Raw genomic sequence first — 15,031 nt, forward strand, 5'->3', positions numbered from 1 at the left:
AGGGGCTATTTCATATTGATCTCTTCAGGGAAATTGCAGGAAATTATTGTGGTGTTTTTCTATAGAAACCATGATGAAAAATGATGAAAATTTTCCATCAATATAAAAATTAGTAATATTTTATATTTTCATAAACTTATTATTTTATTTCTTGTGTAAATTTGTTGGTAATTGTTGAAATAGATGTCAGCGCTACTCATTGGAAATGATTATGTATTTTATGGCATAATTTTATGCTTTCCAAAAAGCCGGGGAGCCTTTGGGCTCCCCGCATGCGTTGGTGGGCCGGAGGGTTTCCGGCCCAGGTTGAGGAGGTGGGTCGTTAGGCCAAGGGTCTGCGGAACGGGGTCAGCCGGGCCAGGAGGCTGCGGCGGTCAAGCAGCGGCACATCGAGGCTTGCCACGGCGTAGGTATGGATTTTCTTGGGTTCTACCGGGTAGAGGTAGATGACCCGCACACTTTCCGGGTCCCCCAAGGTGGCCTCGGGGTATCTTTTTTGGGCCTCGGCCAGGCGTTTTTGGGCCAGGGCGAGCATGTCGTCGTAGTCGCCGAAGTTCATGGTTCCAGTGGGGCACACCTGCACGCAGGCCGGCTTGAGGCCGTTTTGTACGCGGTCCAGGCACATGGTGCACTTGGCCATGACCTTGGTCTGCGCGTTTTGGCGGGGGATGTTGTAGGGGCAGGCCTCGCGGATTTCGTTGAAGTCCGGGAGGTCTTTGGTCTTTTCGGTGAAGACCACGGCCCCGGTTTTTTCGTCGTGGTAGATGGCCGCGCTGTCGTAGGCATCGGCGGTCATCTTGCAGGGCGGCTCGATGCAGTGCCGGCACTGTTCCGGGAAGAAGGCCCAGGTGACGAGCCCCCCTTGAGCGTCAGCGATTTCCTGCATGTGGACGAGTTTGTAGGTGATGGCCGAGAGGTCTTTGGGGTTCTGGTGGGAGCCCCAGTTTTTGGTCTCTTCCGCCGGGAGTTTGTTCCATTGCTTGCAGGCCACCTGGCATCCGCGGCAGGCCGTGCATTTGGTCAGATCCACAAAGAAGGCTTTTCCGGACATGGCTCTTTCTCCTTAGGCTTTGCGCACGTTGACCATGAAGGCCTTGCTTTCCGGAATGGCCGTGTTGGGATCGCCCACTGCTGCGGTCAGCAGGTTCGCGGCGTCTCCGCCGCCTTTGGGCCATATCCAGCCATAATGCCAGGGAATGCCCACCTGGTGGATGGTGTTTCCAAGGACCTTAAACGGCTTCATGCGCTTGGTGACGATGGCCACCGCCGTGAGCTGGCCGCGGGGATTTTCCAAAATGACTTTGTCGCCATTTTGAATGCCTTTGATCTTGGCGAGCTCTTCGCTCATCTCGCAGAACATCTGCGGCTCGGCTTCCAAGAGCCACGGGACCCAACGGGAGAGTACTCCGGTCTGCCAGTGCTCCGTGACCCGGTAGGTGGTGCACACAAAGGGATAGCGCGGATCACATACCGCCCGTTTGTGGGCTTCACCCGCAAACTCCACGGCCACGGGGCTGTTGAGCCGTTTGGAGAAGGGATGCTCGAGGACCGGGCATTCCAGGGGCTCATAGTGCTCGGGGAACGGGCCGTCGTTGAGGCCTGGGCCATAGATCGCGGCCACACCGTGCGCCAGCATGATGAAGGGGTGCTTGGCGCCTGGATCACCGCCGCCGTCCACCACGTCGATGGTCCACTTTTTGCCGGCTTCGTCCCAGGCCAGCACGGGTTTTTGTGGCTGGTAGGGCTTGCCGGCGAGGTCCACGGAAGCGCGGTTGTAGATGATGCGGCGGTTTACCGGCCAAGACCAGGCCCAGTTGGGGAAGAGCCCGACCTTTTCCTGGGCCGGGGTCTGGGTGGCGTCGCGGCGGGCGGCCATGTTGCCTTTGGCGGTGTAGGAGCCGCAGTAGATCCAGTTGCCCGAGCAGGTGGAGCCGTCGTCTTTGAGGAAGGCAAAAGAGGCCACCTGGGTGCCGGCCTTGATGGTCTCTTCCTTGCCGTCCGGGGTCTTCACCACCGTGTCCTTGAGGTAGTAGCCGTTGATGAGCTTGGCCACCTTGTGGGGGTCGAAGGCATGCCCATCGCCCCAATCCGCCACGTTGAGACCCAAGATGGGCTCAGGCATCACCCCGCCTTCCTTCTGGTAGAGCTCGCGGATCTTCAGGAAGAGCTCATAGATGATGTCGCCGTCGGGTTTGCTTTGTCCCGCAGGCTTGGGGCCGGCGTAGCGCCACTGCATCCAGCGGCCGGAGTTGGTGATGGAGCCTTCTTTTTCCACGGACACACAGCAGGGCAGGAAGAACACCTCGGTCTTGACGTCCTTGGGGTTCATGCCCGGGCCCATCCAGAAGGAGCCGGTCTCGTTTTCAAAGATGTTGACGTTGACCATCCAGTCGAGCTTGGCCAGGGCCTGGCGGGTCTTGTTGGAGTCCGCGCCGCTGGCGGCCGGGTTCATGCCCCAGGCAAAGAAGCCCTTGAATTTCCCCTTGAGCATCTGATCGAAGAGGAAGAGCCAGGAGGCGTTCTGTCCCTCGTCGAGCTTGGGCAGCCACTGGTAGGCGGTCTCGAGATCGGCGTCCTTGTACAGGGCCTTGAGGAGGCTTGCCAGGTACTTGGGCTTGTTCTGCCACCAGTTGACGCTCTTGGGGTCCTTGCTCACCGGGGTGTTGGCCTTGTTGTAATCCGCCAGAGTGGGCCAATTGGCCCGCGGCGTGGCCATGTATCCGGGAATGATGTGAAAGAGCAGGGCTTGGTCCGTGGAGCCTTGGACGTTGGATTCCCCGCGCAGGGCATTGACGCCGCCGCCGGCAACGCCCATATTTCCAAGTAAAATCTGGATGATGGACATTGCGCGGATGTTCTGCACACCAACGGTATGTTGGGTCCATCCCATGGCATAGAGGATGGTGCCGGATTTATCCGGTTTTCCTGTAGCCGTGTATGCCTTGTACACGGCAAGGATCTTGTCCTCAGGCGTTCCGGTGACAGATGCTACGGTCTTGATGTCGTAGCGGCTGTAATGCTGCTTGAGCAATTGGAAGACACAGCGGGGATCCTTGAGGGTCATGTCCCGCTTGGGCACGCCGTTTTCGTCCAGCTCAAAGGCCCACTTCGTCTTGTCGTACTTGCGGGTTGCCTCGTCGTAGCCTGAGAACAGACCGTCGTGGAAGCTATAGTCCTTGGAAACGATGAACGATGCGTTGGAATAATTGGTGATGTATTCCTTGAAATACAGATCGTTATCGAGAATGTACTTGATCATACCGCCCAGGAAAGCAATATCCGTTCCTGAGCGCAGTGGGGCGTAGATGTCCGCTTTGGTGGAGGTGCGGGTATAGCGGGGATCCACATGGATGATCGTGGCCCCGTTTTCCTTGGCCTTGAGGACCCACTTGAAGGAAATGGGATGGTTTTCGGCAGCATTGCTGCCCATGATCAAAATGCAATCACTGTTCTTGAAGTCGATCCAGTGATTGGTCATCGCGCCGCGTCCGAACGACTCTGCCAGAGCCGCAACTGTGGCGCTGTGTCAAATACGGGCCTGGTGCTCGATGTAGGTGAGCCCCAGGCTGCGGAGCATGGCTTGGTAGATCCAGCACTCTTCATTGTCCATGGCCGCCGAGCCTACGGAAGCGATGCCTTCGCAGCGGTTGACGGTCTGGCCCTTGGCGTTGGTCTTGGCAAAGGTGGCGTCGCGGGTGGCTTTGACGCGTTTGGCGATTTCGGTGAGCATCCAGTCCCAGGACTTGGGTTCCCACCGGTCGCTGCCCGGGGCGCGGTAGAGCGGCAGGGTGACGCGGCGGTCATTTTCCGCCAGTTGGAAGATGGACGCCCCCTTGGCGCACAGCGCGCCCTGGTTGATGGGGTGATCCGGATCGCCTTCGACGTTGATGGCACGACCGGTCTTTTCGTCGGTGGACACGATGAGTCCGCAGCCCACCGAGCAATAACAGCAGATGGACGTGGTCTCCTTGCCTTTGCGCAGCTGCATGAGTTGCGCGCCGGCCTTGGCCTCTTCCAGGCTGATCCCCAGCCCGCCAAAGGCCGTGACAGCCGTGGCTGCGGCGGTCAGTTGGATGAATTCTCTTCGCCGAAGTTGCATAATACCCTCCTTGTTGCTGATCCCTCGGCATACTCGCGTACCGGAGATATGCTGCCTCTCCGATAATGGCCTCATGGAGAATGGCCCCAGGGAAGACAAGAAAGGGCTTATTGCTCAAAGTTTGGCACAAAGGCGCAGAGGTATTGGGCGAGGATGGGGAAGATATCTTCGTGGCGGTGGTTGTAGCGGAATTCTAATTCTTTGATATATAATGGAAAATTGACCGGCGATATGCCGCGCAGGCGTTGGAACCAGGCCTTGGAAAAGGACCAGAACCCTCGGGAAGAGTCGATGAAGAGCCCTTTGTCCGCGTGCTTGATGCGGCAGGCGCTCGACAGGGCGCTGCCGCCGGTGAGCAGGGCTGCATAGTGCTTGTAGCGGTCGGTGTAGATGATCTTGCCGAGACTGGCAGTTTTGAGGTGGAAATTCATCTTGAAATGGAGGATGCTCTCGGCATCTAATTCAGGGATGAGGTCCACGAACACATGGTCTCCGCGTTCCACGATGCCGAAGACCGGCATGCGCATCCCGTTTCCCCGGCCTTCTTTGCGGAATTTCCCCGAAGGGCCGAGGTCGAGACCGTGGATGGAGGAAAAGATGAGGCGGGCGTCCAGGCTGTGGGCCACGATGGCCATGCGCAGGGTGGTGACGGATTTGTAGGCCGTGTTGTAGGACATACCCAATTGTTCGGCCATGCGGCTGGTGGGCGCTTCCAGCTCGAAGAGTTTGATCAGCCGCAGCCATTGCTGGCAGGAGAGGTTGCCGTTGTTGAGAAAGCGCATGCTGAAGTCGTGGAAGGTGTAGCCGCAGCGGGAGCAGCGGCGGTATCCTTGACGGATGGCGTAGAGGCGGCGGGTGCGGCACTTGGGGCAAAAACGCTGATGGTTTTTCCAGCAAAATCCCAACAAAAATTTTCTGGCAGAATTTTCCGTTTTGACAATTTTTTCGTAGAGTTCAAGCTTCATAACAGGAATTTGCTTAGGAAAAAATTTGCGTATTATGCATGCGAAGGCCGCGAGGTCCTCCGGACTGTATGGAGGAGCTGGCGATGGCTTATGTCGGATAAAGCATAGAATTGCAATGGGGGCGGCATGGGGATTCGAGAAAAACGAGCTTCCGGGTGGCGGCAATGGGTGTGGCTGCTGCTCGTGCTGTGGGGGTGTCAGGAAGCGGAAGTGGTGGTGCCCATGCCGGAGGTGAAGGACTCTGGCGTGCATGACACGGAAGTGATTTTTGGCTCTTCTCTCGCTCTGCAAGGCCACGCCGGGTATCTCGGCCAGGAAACCATCAAAGGGGCCATGGCGTATATTCAGTATGTCAATGAGGCTGGCGGTGTACATGGCCGTCATATTCGGGTGCTCACCCGTGACGATTCGTATGATCCGCCAAAATGTCTTTACAATACACAACGTTTTCTTATCGATGACCAAGTTTTTGGACTATTCTGTTACGTTGGTACTCCAACTACTGTAAAAGTCTTACCATTGATTCAAGATGCTCGAGTCCCACTTTTAGGGATGTTTACTGGTGCTAATGCGTTGCGCGATCCTTTTTTACCATATGTAGTCAATGTCAGGGCATCATACTATCAAGAAACACAGGCTGCTATACAGCATCTCGTTGGCGACTTAGGGCTCAAGCGCATCGCTGTATTCTACCAGTACGACGCCTTTGGTTTCGACGGGCTGACGGGTACGGAGCTCGCCCTCAAGGAGTTCGATTTGGAACCCGTGGCGCGCGGAAGTTATGTGCGAGGCACCAATGACGTGACCGAGGCTGTGGAGCGCATTGCCGCCGCGGATGCTCAGGCCGTGGTGATGATCGGCACCTCGGACCCCTGCGCCAACTTTATCCGTCAGACCTTGCGTCGGGGAGTACGCCCTCTTTTCTACATGGTCTCTTTTGTGGGGGCGCGGGAGCTTTCCCGCAACTTGGCCGGGACCAACCTCGACGGCGCTCCCGTGATCATGAGCCAGGTGGTGCCGCCACCGCGCAGCGCCGACGGCACGCCGACTCCCAGCGCCCAAGAGTTCGTGGAGCTTATGGCGCGGTATTTCCCCGGGGAAGAGCCGAACTTCGTGGGCTTTGAAGGCTATATCAACGCCAAGGTCCTGGTGGAGGCCCTGCGTCGTGCCGGCCGTGAGTTGACCCGCGAGAGATTTTTGGCTGCCGTGGAATCTATGACGGATTTTTCCATTGGTCCGGATGTGCGTTTGTCTTTTGGTCCTGCAGACCACCAAGGGTTGGATATGGTGTACTTTACTATACTTCGCGGCGGCCGTTTCGTGCTTTTGGACCGATGGCATGATATTCAGGAGGCGTGGCAATGATTCGCTTCTATTCCCGCGTCTCTTTGAAGAACAAGATTTTTTTCTCAATCCTCGGAGTTATACTTGTCATCAGTGTGACTATCGCATTTTTGGCACGGTGGATTCTTATTTCTGGACTCACCAAAGAGCTTGAACTGCGTGGGATTGCGGTTGCCCGATCCATTGCCGAGCGGGGCGCGGGTTTTGTCTTGGAAAAGAACAATCCTGAGCTCTTGAGCTTGATATTTGACGAAGCAAGACTCCGGGAGCGACAATTTCTCATCAATTATATTTACGTTCTCGATAGATCTCGCAATGTACTCGCGCATACATTAACAATTCCATTTCCCGAAGCATTTCGTACAGCAAATCCCATTCCAGAGAATGTCCCGCAGAGCGTGCGTTTGCTACGGCACGGCGATAACGTTTCCTACGACATCGCTGTGCCCATCCGCGAAGGGATCTACCGCATCGGCAGTGTCCATGTGGGCCTGAGCAAAGACCATATCGATCGTTTGGTGGCCAAACTCCGGTTCATGTTTTTGGGGTTCATTTCCGCGGTCATCATCATCGTCTTCTATGTGAGTCATTTGGTCTCTCGGCACATCACCATGCCCCTGCGGCGGCTGACCCGCATTTCTGATGAGTTGAGCCGGGGGAACTTCGACGTGCCCATCGATCTCGGCGAGGGATTGGATTGGGCGGTGACCAATTGTCCGGCCTACAAGGACACCAACATGCCGTGCTGGCACTTCGACCAGCAAGCCGTCCGCGGTGGGCGGGGAGTGCGGCGGGAGACCGGCCAGGCATGCACCACGTGCCAATTTTATCGCAAACGTCCAGGCCGGGATGAAGTGGTGCAATTGGCCGATTCCTTCCTCAACATGGTGTGGTCCATCCGGCTGTACCGCAAACGCCTGCAGGAGTCGGAACAGAAATATCGATCCCTCTTCGACTCTGGACCAGATCCCATATTTGTGGTGGACTGCGCCACGCAAACTATCCTGGACGCCAACCCAAGGGCAGAGGAAGTCTATGAATATCCTCTGCAAGAACTCTTTGGCATGGAATTCGAAAAATTGGATCCAGATCAAGCCAAGCAGTGTTTTCTTGCATTGGAGAGTGGAGAAACCAGGACTGGGTGCGTCTACTACCCCAAGGTCATCCATTACAAAAAGGGCAATCGTCCATTTTACGTCAATATGCATGCCTGTCCCATCAGCTATGGAGGCAAGCAGGCCATCATCGTCGCGGTAGCGGATATCACCGAGATGATGGAAAAGGATGCCCAGCTCGTCCAGGCGGCCAAGATGAAGACCTTGGGCGAGATGAGCGCCGGCATTGCCCATGAGATCAATCAGCCCCTCAACGCCATCAAGATGGGCAGCGAGTATCTCGGCCTGCTTTTGGAACAGGGCCGTCCGGTATCGGATACGCAGATTCGCGAGATCACCACCGAGATCAGCCAGCAGGTGGACCGCGCCGCAGAGATCATCAACAATCTTCGGGCCTTTGGCCGCAAATCCGGACTCACCCTAGAGCGGGTGGACCTCAACGAGCCCATTCGGGGCGTGCTGTCCATCATTGGCCGGCAGTTTTCTCTCCAGCGCATCGCCATCCGCCTGGACCTGGCGCTTTCTCTGCCTTGGGTGCGGGGACATAACAACCGGTTCCAACAAGTATTTTTCAATTTGCTCAACAATGCCCGCGATGCTATCCAAGAGCGCATGGAGAGCGAGCCCGAACTCTACGGCGATATCCTCATTCGCACCTTCGTGGACGACGATGGGCGAGTGGTGGCCTCGGTATCGGACAACGGTTCGGGCATCCCCGAGGACGTGCGCAACAAGATCTTTGAGCCGTTTTTCACCACCAAGCAGACAGGCAAGGGCATGGGGCTGGGACTGGCCATCACCTACGGCATCGTCCGGGACTATGGCGGTACGATTACCATTGAAAGTGAGCCGGGTCGAGGTACCACCTTTCGTCTGTCCTTTCCTGCCGCCAGCTAATGCGAGGAGACCCCGCCATGGAACGAGAAAAGATCCTCATCATTGACGACGAAAAGCCCACGCTCAAGATGTTTTCCCTGTTTTTGGAGGTGTACGGCTTTGCCATCTTGACGGCCGAGTCCGGAGAAGAGGGCCTTGAGGTCTTTGATCGGGAGCGCCCGGAAATCGTGCTCACCGATATCAAGATGCCGGGCATGGATGGCATCGAGGTCCTGCGCGAGATCAAGCGCCGCTCGCCCACCACCGAGGTGATCGTGATCACTGGTCACGGCGATATGGATTTGGCCATCCAGGCCCTGAATCTGGATGCCGCGGACTTCATCAACAAACCCATCCAGCGGCAGAGTTTGGAGCAGGCGCTCTCGCGCGCCCGGGAGCGACTCTCCCTGGCCAAGCGCCGGCAGCACGAGGTGGAGGCCCGTTGGGAAGGAGATATCCTCGTCATTCACATCCAGGGGAGCCTCAACGCCTATTCCGAAGGCTTGCTCCGCGAGGCCTACCAGCAGGGGCTGGATGCCCGGGTGCGGCGAGTGGTGCTGGAATTCGAGCCCAGTACTTCCGTCAATGGCGCGGGCATCGCCATCCTCACCCAATTGGTCTTGGATAGCGAAAAAGACGGGGTGGAGATCGTCATGGCCGGTCTTTCGGACAATTTTCGGCGCGTGTTCGATATCGTTGGGCTCACCCGCATGGTGCGTCTTTACCCCACGGTGGCCGAAGCGTGCCAGAAGGGAGGTGCGGCATGAAGAAGTTGCTTATGGCTCTCGGGATTTGGGTGTTGGGGGCCGTTTCTGTGGGAGCGCAGCCGCTAGGACCCGGGGCATCCATCGCCCAGATCCGTTTTCCCGCCCCGCATCTTGCCGAGGATGCCGCTACCTTGGGGGTGAAGCCCGGGGGCTTTTTTACCGTGAAGGACTTGGGCGCCGATCTGGTGCTCTTGGAAGTTATCGGGGTGTATTGTCCCCAATGCCACAAACAGGCCCCAGGGTATAACTCGCTGTATGGCCGTTTGCAGAAAGGCAAGACCAAAGGGCGGGTGGCCATGTTTGCGGTGGCCGCCGGCGGCACGGACCTGGAGGTGGCCCAGGCTCGGGAAAGCATGTATCGCTTCCCCGTGGTGAGTGATCCCAACTATGTGGCCCACAAGGCCTTGGGAGAACCCTTGACCCCATACACCATCGTGTGTCGTGCCGACGGCACCATTGTCTGGGCGCATCTGGGCGTGGTGGAGGACGTGAGCGAACTCTACGCCCGCATTCGCGATCTCTTGCCCTAGAGGCGGTCATGCTCGGCGATAGCTGCCAGCCGTTGCGCGATGATCTGGAACGCACTGCCTATCATTTGGAAGTGCTGCGGGATGTGGCAGCCCAGATTGAGGCCACGCGCAAGCCGCGGGCCATCCTCGAAACGGTGCTACTCTCCGCCATGGGGGGGCTTGGAGCATCGAGTGGATGCGCGCTCCTGGTCGTGGGCGAGGGCATCCAGGACTGTATTGGCAAGGGGCTTGCCTGTGATCCGGAGGCGGTGCCGCCAGAGCTTCTGCTCCCTGTGCTGGAGCGGGTGCGTTCGTCACGCCATCCGGTGGCCGTGAACGCCGCGCAATGGGCGCGGTGGCCGTGGCCGGTAGCGGCCGCTTTGGGTCTGCCGGTGGAGAGTGAGCAGGCGGCGCTGCTTCTCCTGGGCCCGTCTTTGGGGGCAGGTGCGTATGACGACGAGGACATGCGCTTTTTGCACACCCTCGGGGTGCTGCTCCAGGTAAGCTTGCGATTTGCCTTGGCCGGTATGCGGGAAGAGCTCCTTTCCGCACAGCTGGTGCGCCGCAACGAGGAGTTGGACCGCCAGGTCTTGCACCTGCGCACCCAGCGGGAGCTGGCCTTGGAGTTGGGGCAGGGGCGAAGCCTGGACGAGACCGCGGCCCGAGCCTTGCCGCTCATCTTGGGGGGCTTTGCCTATACCAAGGGGGTGCTGGTGCTCGTGGACCGACAGCGGGATTGGGTGCTGGCCGAGGCGCGGGGAAGCGTTTTTCGACCGGAAAAGCGCGCGGCGGATGCCCTGCTTTTTGCCTGCCTTTCCCGGTGTGTCACCAAACAGATCCCCCCGCTGCATGTGGAGGAGGTCTCTTTGGAGGACAGCCCGGATATGGGGCTGGATTTTACGCCGCGCCGCGGCTTTTTCTTTCAGGTGCGCGAAGGGCTCTTTGGTGCGGCCCTGTTGGGAGAGCCTTTGCAGGAGGCGGCAGCAAACCACGATTCCTCGTTGCTCGCCTGCATGCAGCAATTGGTGCTCCACCTCCACGGGGCCGACGCCTTTGCCACCATCGTCGCCCTCAACCGGGATCTGGAGGAGCGCAACCTGCGCCTGGAGCAGATGGTGGAGGAGCTCACCGCAGCCCAGAGCCGCATCACCAAGCTGGAGCAGCGGGTGCGGCAGGTGCTGGGGGCGCTGGAGGACAAGGCGTGGCAGGTGGCCCGGGCGCGGGTGATGGACTTCGTGTTTTTGCTGCTGCTTAGCGCTGCCCTGGGCTTTGCCTTCAACAGCCAAAATCCGCAGGGGGTGGAGCTGCTGCCCCCTTCCGTGCCGGCAAGCGTGCAGGTGGTGGCCGCCATCCCCAAGGATGCGGTGGTGGTGGATGCGCGGCCGCGGCAGTACTTTGAGCGGGGAAGCCTTCCGGGCGCTGTCAATGTGCCTCCGCAATTTTTCGATCTGGTTTACCCTATGCTTTTGGGAAATCTCGACCCGGAGCAGCCGGTGGTGGTGTTCGGACGCACCTGGAGCCGGCTCTACGACGTGGAAACCGCCCGCCTCTTGGTGGAGCGGGGGCATGAGACGGTGTTGGTGCTCGAAACTCTTCCGGCGGAGGTGCGGCCATGAGGCAGTGGCTGGCTTGGCGCGGGCACTTTTGGATCGCTTTGGTGCTGCGCCTCTATTTGGGCGGGCTGTTCGTGCTGGCAAGTTTGCACAAAATCCAGTTTCCCGCTGCCTTTGCCGACGCGGTGGTGGACTATCAACTGGTGCCGTACATGCTGGTCCCGGTGATGGCGGTGGTGCTCCCGTGGCTGGAGCTTTTGGCGGGGTTGTGTCTGGTGCTCGGGGTGCGCGCCAAGGCCGCGGCATGGACCGTGGCCGCGCTTTTGGCCATGTTTAGCGTGGCGGTGGCTTCGGTGCTGTGGCGGGGGCTGCCGGTGGGATGCGGCTGCTTTGAGACGTCCGGGGAGCCTGCCTCATGGCTGACCGTGGCCCGGGATTTGGTTTGGCTGGGCATGGCGCTGTACGTCATTGGCTACGATCGTTTTTTGCACCTGGAGCGCTTGTTCCTCCTTTCTTCTGCGGAGCTTGAGCGATGAAAACCTTGTGGACCCTCGCCGTGGTGCTTGTTCTTATGAGCTGTAGTGGCGGTCGCATGGACGTGGCGGGGAGGTACACGAGCCAGTCCCAAAACAGCGGCGAGCCCGTGCAGATCGTCATGACCTTGGCCCCGGATGGGACCGGCAAGTGGCAGGTGGGGACGGAGGAATCCGTTTTTTCGTGGTCCGTGGATGGGGAGCGGCTGCGCCTCTACACCCGTCGCGGCGGAGTGCTGGAGGGGCGGGTGATCGCCCCGGATTTTCTTCGGGTGGACGTCCCCGGCTGGGGGATGGTGGAGTTTCGGCGCTAGGCGCCGCGCCCGAGTTCTTCGCTGCGCCGGGTGGCGGCGCGCACGGCCTCGAAGATGGCGTGGCGAAAGCCGCAGGCATCCAGGGCGGCAAGGCCGGCGATGGTGGTCCCCCCAGGGGAGGTGACGGCTTCGCGCAAGAGCGCCGGGTGGGCGCCAGGCTCTTGGGTCATGGCCACGCTTCCGGCAATGAGCGCGCGCACCATGGCCGTGGCCTCCGGCCGGGCAATACCCACGAGCACTCCAGCGTCAATGAGGGCCTCCATGAAGGCAAAGACATACGCCGGCCCGGAGCCGATGAGGCCGGTATAGGCGTCGAGGAGCCGCTCTGGAAGGATATGGGTCTGTCCCAGTCCCGCAAAGAGACTGGGGACCGTGGTCTTGGCTTCGTCGGAGAGGTCCGGATCGTCCAGACAGAGGGCAAAGACTCCCTGGCCGATGAGCGCGGGGGTATTGGGCATGACGCGCACCACCGGCGCGCCGCCAGACCATTCCTTGAGACGCGCCACCGGAATGCCGGCGGCCACGGAGACGAGGACGGCCCCGGCAGGAAGGCCAAGTCCCCGGGTGACCGCCTCGGCGATCTGCGGCTTCACTGCCAGGATCACGTACTGCGCCTTGCTCACAGCCTCGTTTGCGGAAGAGGTCAGCTGGACGTGGGGTCCGAGGGCGTCCTGATGAACATTGGGGTCATAGCCGTACACGACGTGCGTCGTGCCCCAGCCGCGCGCCAGGGCACCACCCATGTTTCCCAGTCCAATGATGGCGATATCGGCCATGACCGCCTCCGTGATGTTGGGGTGAGAGCGGGGGCTGGTCACCCCCGCCCGTGACTAGCCGACGAGTTCCAACGCGCTGAAGAAAAACGGGATCTCCACAGCTGCTGTTTCGGGACTGTCCGAGCCGTGGCACGAGTTGCGTTCGATGTCCAGGGCGTACTTCTTGCGGATGGTGCCTTCCGCCGCCTGGTCTTTGTTGGTGGCGCCCATGAGGTCCCGGTAACGCTGGATGGCGTTTTCGCCCTCCAGACACAGGGCCACGATGGGGCCCGAGCTCATATACGTGGTGAGGCTTGCAAAGAAGGGGCGCGCTTGGTGCACGGCGTAGAAGGCTTCCGCCTGGGCCTTGGAGAGGTGCAGCATCTTCATGGCGATGATGCGCAGCCCTGCGGTCTGGATCATGGCCATGATTTCCCCCTGGAGACCCCGCTCCACGGCGTCCGGTTTGATGAGAGCAAGTGTCCGTTCCATGAAAACTCCTTGAAAAAGAATTCTTTCTTATCTATCCTGAAAGAGAGCGAAAAACAAGATGAGGCAGGGATTCTTTTTTTTTGGTTGAACGTTCAAAATCAAGGAGTGCGTGATGGCGGACAAGCGGTTGTATGAGGTGTTTTACGAGGTGAGCCGCACGGTGAACTCGTCGTTGGACCCCAGCGAGGTGCTGGCGCGCATTGCCGAGCAGGTGACCCGGGCTATGGGAGTCAAAGGATGTTTTCTGCGTTTGCTCGATCGCACAGGTACAGTGCTCAAGCCCGCGGCGTTTTATGGCTTGAGTGATCGATATGCCCGCAAGGGGCCCGTGGAGGTGGCACGCAGCAAAATCGATCAGGAGGCCCTTGCTGGCCAGATGGTGACTATCCTGGACGCCCGTACGGACGAACGGTTTCAGTACCGCGAGGACGCGGCCAAAGAAGGGCTGGCGTCGATCCTGGTGGCCCCCCTGATGGTGGAAGGCACGCGGCCCATCGGGGTGCTGCGGGTATACACCGATACCCCGCGGGAATTCGACGCCGAAGAGCGGAAGTTCTTGCAGGCCATCGCGGATATCTCGGCCATTGCCATCGAGAACGCCCGCATGCATCAGACCCTGAAGCGGCAGATGGAACTCATCCATGCCTACGACTACCAGACCTTTGAAGACTAGAGGGAGCTCGTCATGACGAAAACGCGTATCGGCATCAACGGCTTTGGCCGCATCGGCCGGCAGGTGCTCAAAACTATCTGGCAGCGGCATCGGGATAGCTTGGAAGTAGTGGCTATCAATGACTTGTTCGACACGGCGACCAACGCCCATCTTTTGCGCCATGACACATCCTATGGGCATTTTCCCGAGCGTATCGAGGCGGACGGCTCCGTCATCCGCGTGGGAGGGCAATGGGAAATCCAGAGTTTTGCCCAGCGCGATCCCAAGCTCATCCCGTGGGGAAGCTTGGGGGTGGATATCGTCGTGGAGGCCACGGGTATCTTTCGCACCGGCCCCACGGCCCGGCAGCATCTGGAGGCTGGCGCCAAGAAGGTGATCATCACCGCTCCTGCCAAGGAAGAGGATGTGACCATCGTGCTCGGCGTAAACCAGGATGCCTACGACCCGGCCCGGCATCACGTAGTCTCCAATGCCTCGTGCACCACCAATTGCCTGGCCCCGGCGGTGAAGGTGATGCACAGCCGTTTTGGGGTGGTCAAAGGCGTGCTCACCACGGTGCATGCCTATACCAACGACCAGCGCATCCTCGATTTGCCGCACAAGGATTTGCGCCGGGCCCGGGCTGCGGCCTGCAACATGATCCCCACCTCCACGGGTGCGGCCAAGGCCGTGGCCAAGGTGCTGCCCGAGCTCGCCGGCCGTTTTGACGGCTATTCGGTGCGTGTTCCTACCCCTGCGGTTTCCTTGGTGGATTTCGTGGCTGTGCTGGAGCGCGACACCACCACCGAGGAGCTGCGCTCGGCCTTCCGCGAGGCCGCAAACGGGGAGCTTGGCGGCATCCTTGCCTACAGCGAAGAGCCGTTGGTGTCTTCGGACTTTCTGGGCAATCCCCATTCCGGCATCGTGGAGGCGGAATTTACCGCTGTCCAATGCGGCAATTTGGCCAAAGTGTACATCTGGTACGATAACGAGTGGGGCTACTCCTGTCGGGTGGCGGACCTGGCCCATTACATGGCGCAGAAAGGGCTTTAACTGG

General features: G+C 59.3%; 15 protein-coding genes. 10 read left to right on the forward strand and 5 right to left on the reverse strand.

Annotated features, from left to right (window positions below):
• Positions 1–322: 322 nt before the first annotated feature.
• The 3 genes from QMF81_RS04540 to QMF81_RS04550 all read right to left on the reverse strand — a co-directional run bounded on the left by QMF81_RS04540 (position 323) and on the right by QMF81_RS04550 (position 5,064).
• The gene (locus QMF81_RS04540) at positions 323–1,051 is read right to left on the reverse strand and encodes a 4Fe-4S dicluster domain-containing protein (protein WP_281752439.1); all 729 of its coding nucleotides are present in this window, start codon (positions 1,049–1,051) and stop codon (positions 323–325) included.
• A gap of 12 nt (positions 1,052–1,063) precedes the next feature.
• Positions 1,064–4,099, reverse strand: coding sequence for a formate dehydrogenase-N subunit alpha (gene fdnG / locus QMF81_RS04545; protein WP_281752443.1), 3,036 nt, complete (start codon positions 4,097–4,099; stop codon positions 1,064–1,066).
• A 107-nt stretch (positions 4,100–4,206) separates the two neighbouring features.
• Entirely contained in the window at positions 4,207–5,064 is an 858-nt protein-coding gene (locus QMF81_RS04550) for an IS1595 family transposase (RefSeq protein ID WP_281752445.1), read from the reverse strand.
• A gap of 126 nt (positions 5,065–5,190) precedes the next feature.
• Between QMF81_RS04550 and QMF81_RS04555 the strand changes: the two genes are divergently transcribed.
• From QMF81_RS04555 to QMF81_RS04585, 7 genes are read left to right on the forward strand one after another with little or no spacing between them, the layout of a single operon-like run.
• Entirely contained in the window at positions 5,191–6,429 is a 1,239-nt protein-coding gene (locus QMF81_RS04555; RefSeq protein WP_281752447.1) for an ABC transporter substrate-binding protein, read from the forward strand.
• Positions 6,426–8,420 (forward strand): ATP-binding protein, encoded by a 1,995-nt coding sequence (locus QMF81_RS04560; RefSeq protein WP_281752449.1) that lies wholly within the window; start codon positions 6,426–6,428, stop codon positions 8,418–8,420. The genes QMF81_RS04555 and QMF81_RS04560 overlap by 4 nt, the downstream gene beginning before the upstream one ends.
• 17 nt (positions 8,421–8,437) lie before the next feature.
• A complete protein-coding gene (locus QMF81_RS04565) occupies positions 8,438–9,166 on the forward strand; it encodes a response regulator (RefSeq protein ID WP_281752450.1) in 729 nt (242 codons plus the stop codon).
• Positions 9,163–9,696: a TlpA disulfide reductase family protein gene (locus QMF81_RS04570; RefSeq protein WP_281752452.1), complete on the forward strand. Its 534-nt coding sequence runs from the start codon at positions 9,163–9,165 to the stop codon at positions 9,694–9,696. Before QMF81_RS04565 ends, QMF81_RS04570 begins: the two co-directional genes overlap by 4 nt.
• 8 nt (positions 9,697–9,704) lie before the next feature.
• Positions 9,705–11,291 (forward strand): rhodanese-like domain-containing protein, encoded by a 1,587-nt coding sequence (locus tag QMF81_RS04575; RefSeq protein WP_281752454.1) that lies wholly within the window; start codon positions 9,705–9,707, stop codon positions 11,289–11,291.
• Positions 11,288–11,764 (forward strand): MauE/DoxX family redox-associated membrane protein, encoded by a 477-nt coding sequence (locus QMF81_RS04580; protein WP_281752456.1) that lies wholly within the window; start codon positions 11,288–11,290, stop codon positions 11,762–11,764. Before QMF81_RS04575 ends, QMF81_RS04580 begins: the two co-directional genes overlap by 4 nt.
• On the forward strand, positions 11,761–12,075 hold the full coding sequence (locus QMF81_RS04585) for a hypothetical protein (protein ID WP_281752458.1): 315 nt from the start codon (positions 11,761–11,763) through the stop codon (positions 12,073–12,075). The genes QMF81_RS04580 and QMF81_RS04585 overlap by 4 nt, the downstream gene beginning before the upstream one ends.
• Here the strand turns inward: QMF81_RS04585 and proC are convergent.
• Positions 12,072–12,851 (reverse strand): pyrroline-5-carboxylate reductase, encoded by a 780-nt coding sequence (gene proC, locus QMF81_RS04590; RefSeq protein ID WP_281752460.1) that lies wholly within the window; start codon positions 12,849–12,851, stop codon positions 12,072–12,074. The two genes, QMF81_RS04585 and proC, sit on opposite strands and share 4 nt — an antisense overlap.
• 54 nt (positions 12,852–12,905) lie before the next feature.
• On the reverse strand, positions 12,906–13,322 hold the full coding sequence (ndk, locus tag QMF81_RS04595; RefSeq protein WP_281752461.1) for a nucleoside-diphosphate kinase: 417 nt from the start codon (positions 13,320–13,322) through the stop codon (positions 12,906–12,908).
• A 9-nt stretch (positions 13,323–13,331) separates the two neighbouring features.
• On the opposite strand from ndk, the gene QMF81_RS04600 reads away from it, so the two are divergent.
• The 3 genes from QMF81_RS04600 to gap are packed head-to-tail and all read left to right on the forward strand — an operon-like array spanning position 13,332 to position 15,027.
• On the forward strand, positions 13,332–13,457 hold the full coding sequence (locus QMF81_RS04600; protein WP_281752463.1) for a hypothetical protein: 126 nt from the start codon (positions 13,332–13,334) through the stop codon (positions 13,455–13,457).
• The gene (locus QMF81_RS04605) at positions 13,435–13,995 is read left to right on the forward strand and encodes a GAF domain-containing protein (RefSeq protein WP_281752465.1); all 561 of its coding nucleotides are present in this window, start codon (positions 13,435–13,437) and stop codon (positions 13,993–13,995) included. Before QMF81_RS04600 ends, QMF81_RS04605 begins: the two co-directional genes overlap by 23 nt.
• 12 nt (positions 13,996–14,007) lie before the next feature.
• Positions 14,008–15,027 (forward strand): type I glyceraldehyde-3-phosphate dehydrogenase, encoded by a 1,020-nt coding sequence (gene gap / locus QMF81_RS04610; protein ID WP_281752467.1) that lies wholly within the window; start codon positions 14,008–14,010, stop codon positions 15,025–15,027.
• Positions 15,028–15,031 lie beyond the last annotated feature (4 nt).

This window comes from Thermodesulfomicrobium sp. WS, from assembly GCF_027925145.1.
In the GTDB taxonomy this organism is placed as follows: domain Bacteria; phylum Desulfobacterota; class Desulfovibrionia; order Desulfovibrionales; family Desulfomicrobiaceae; genus Thermodesulfomicrobium.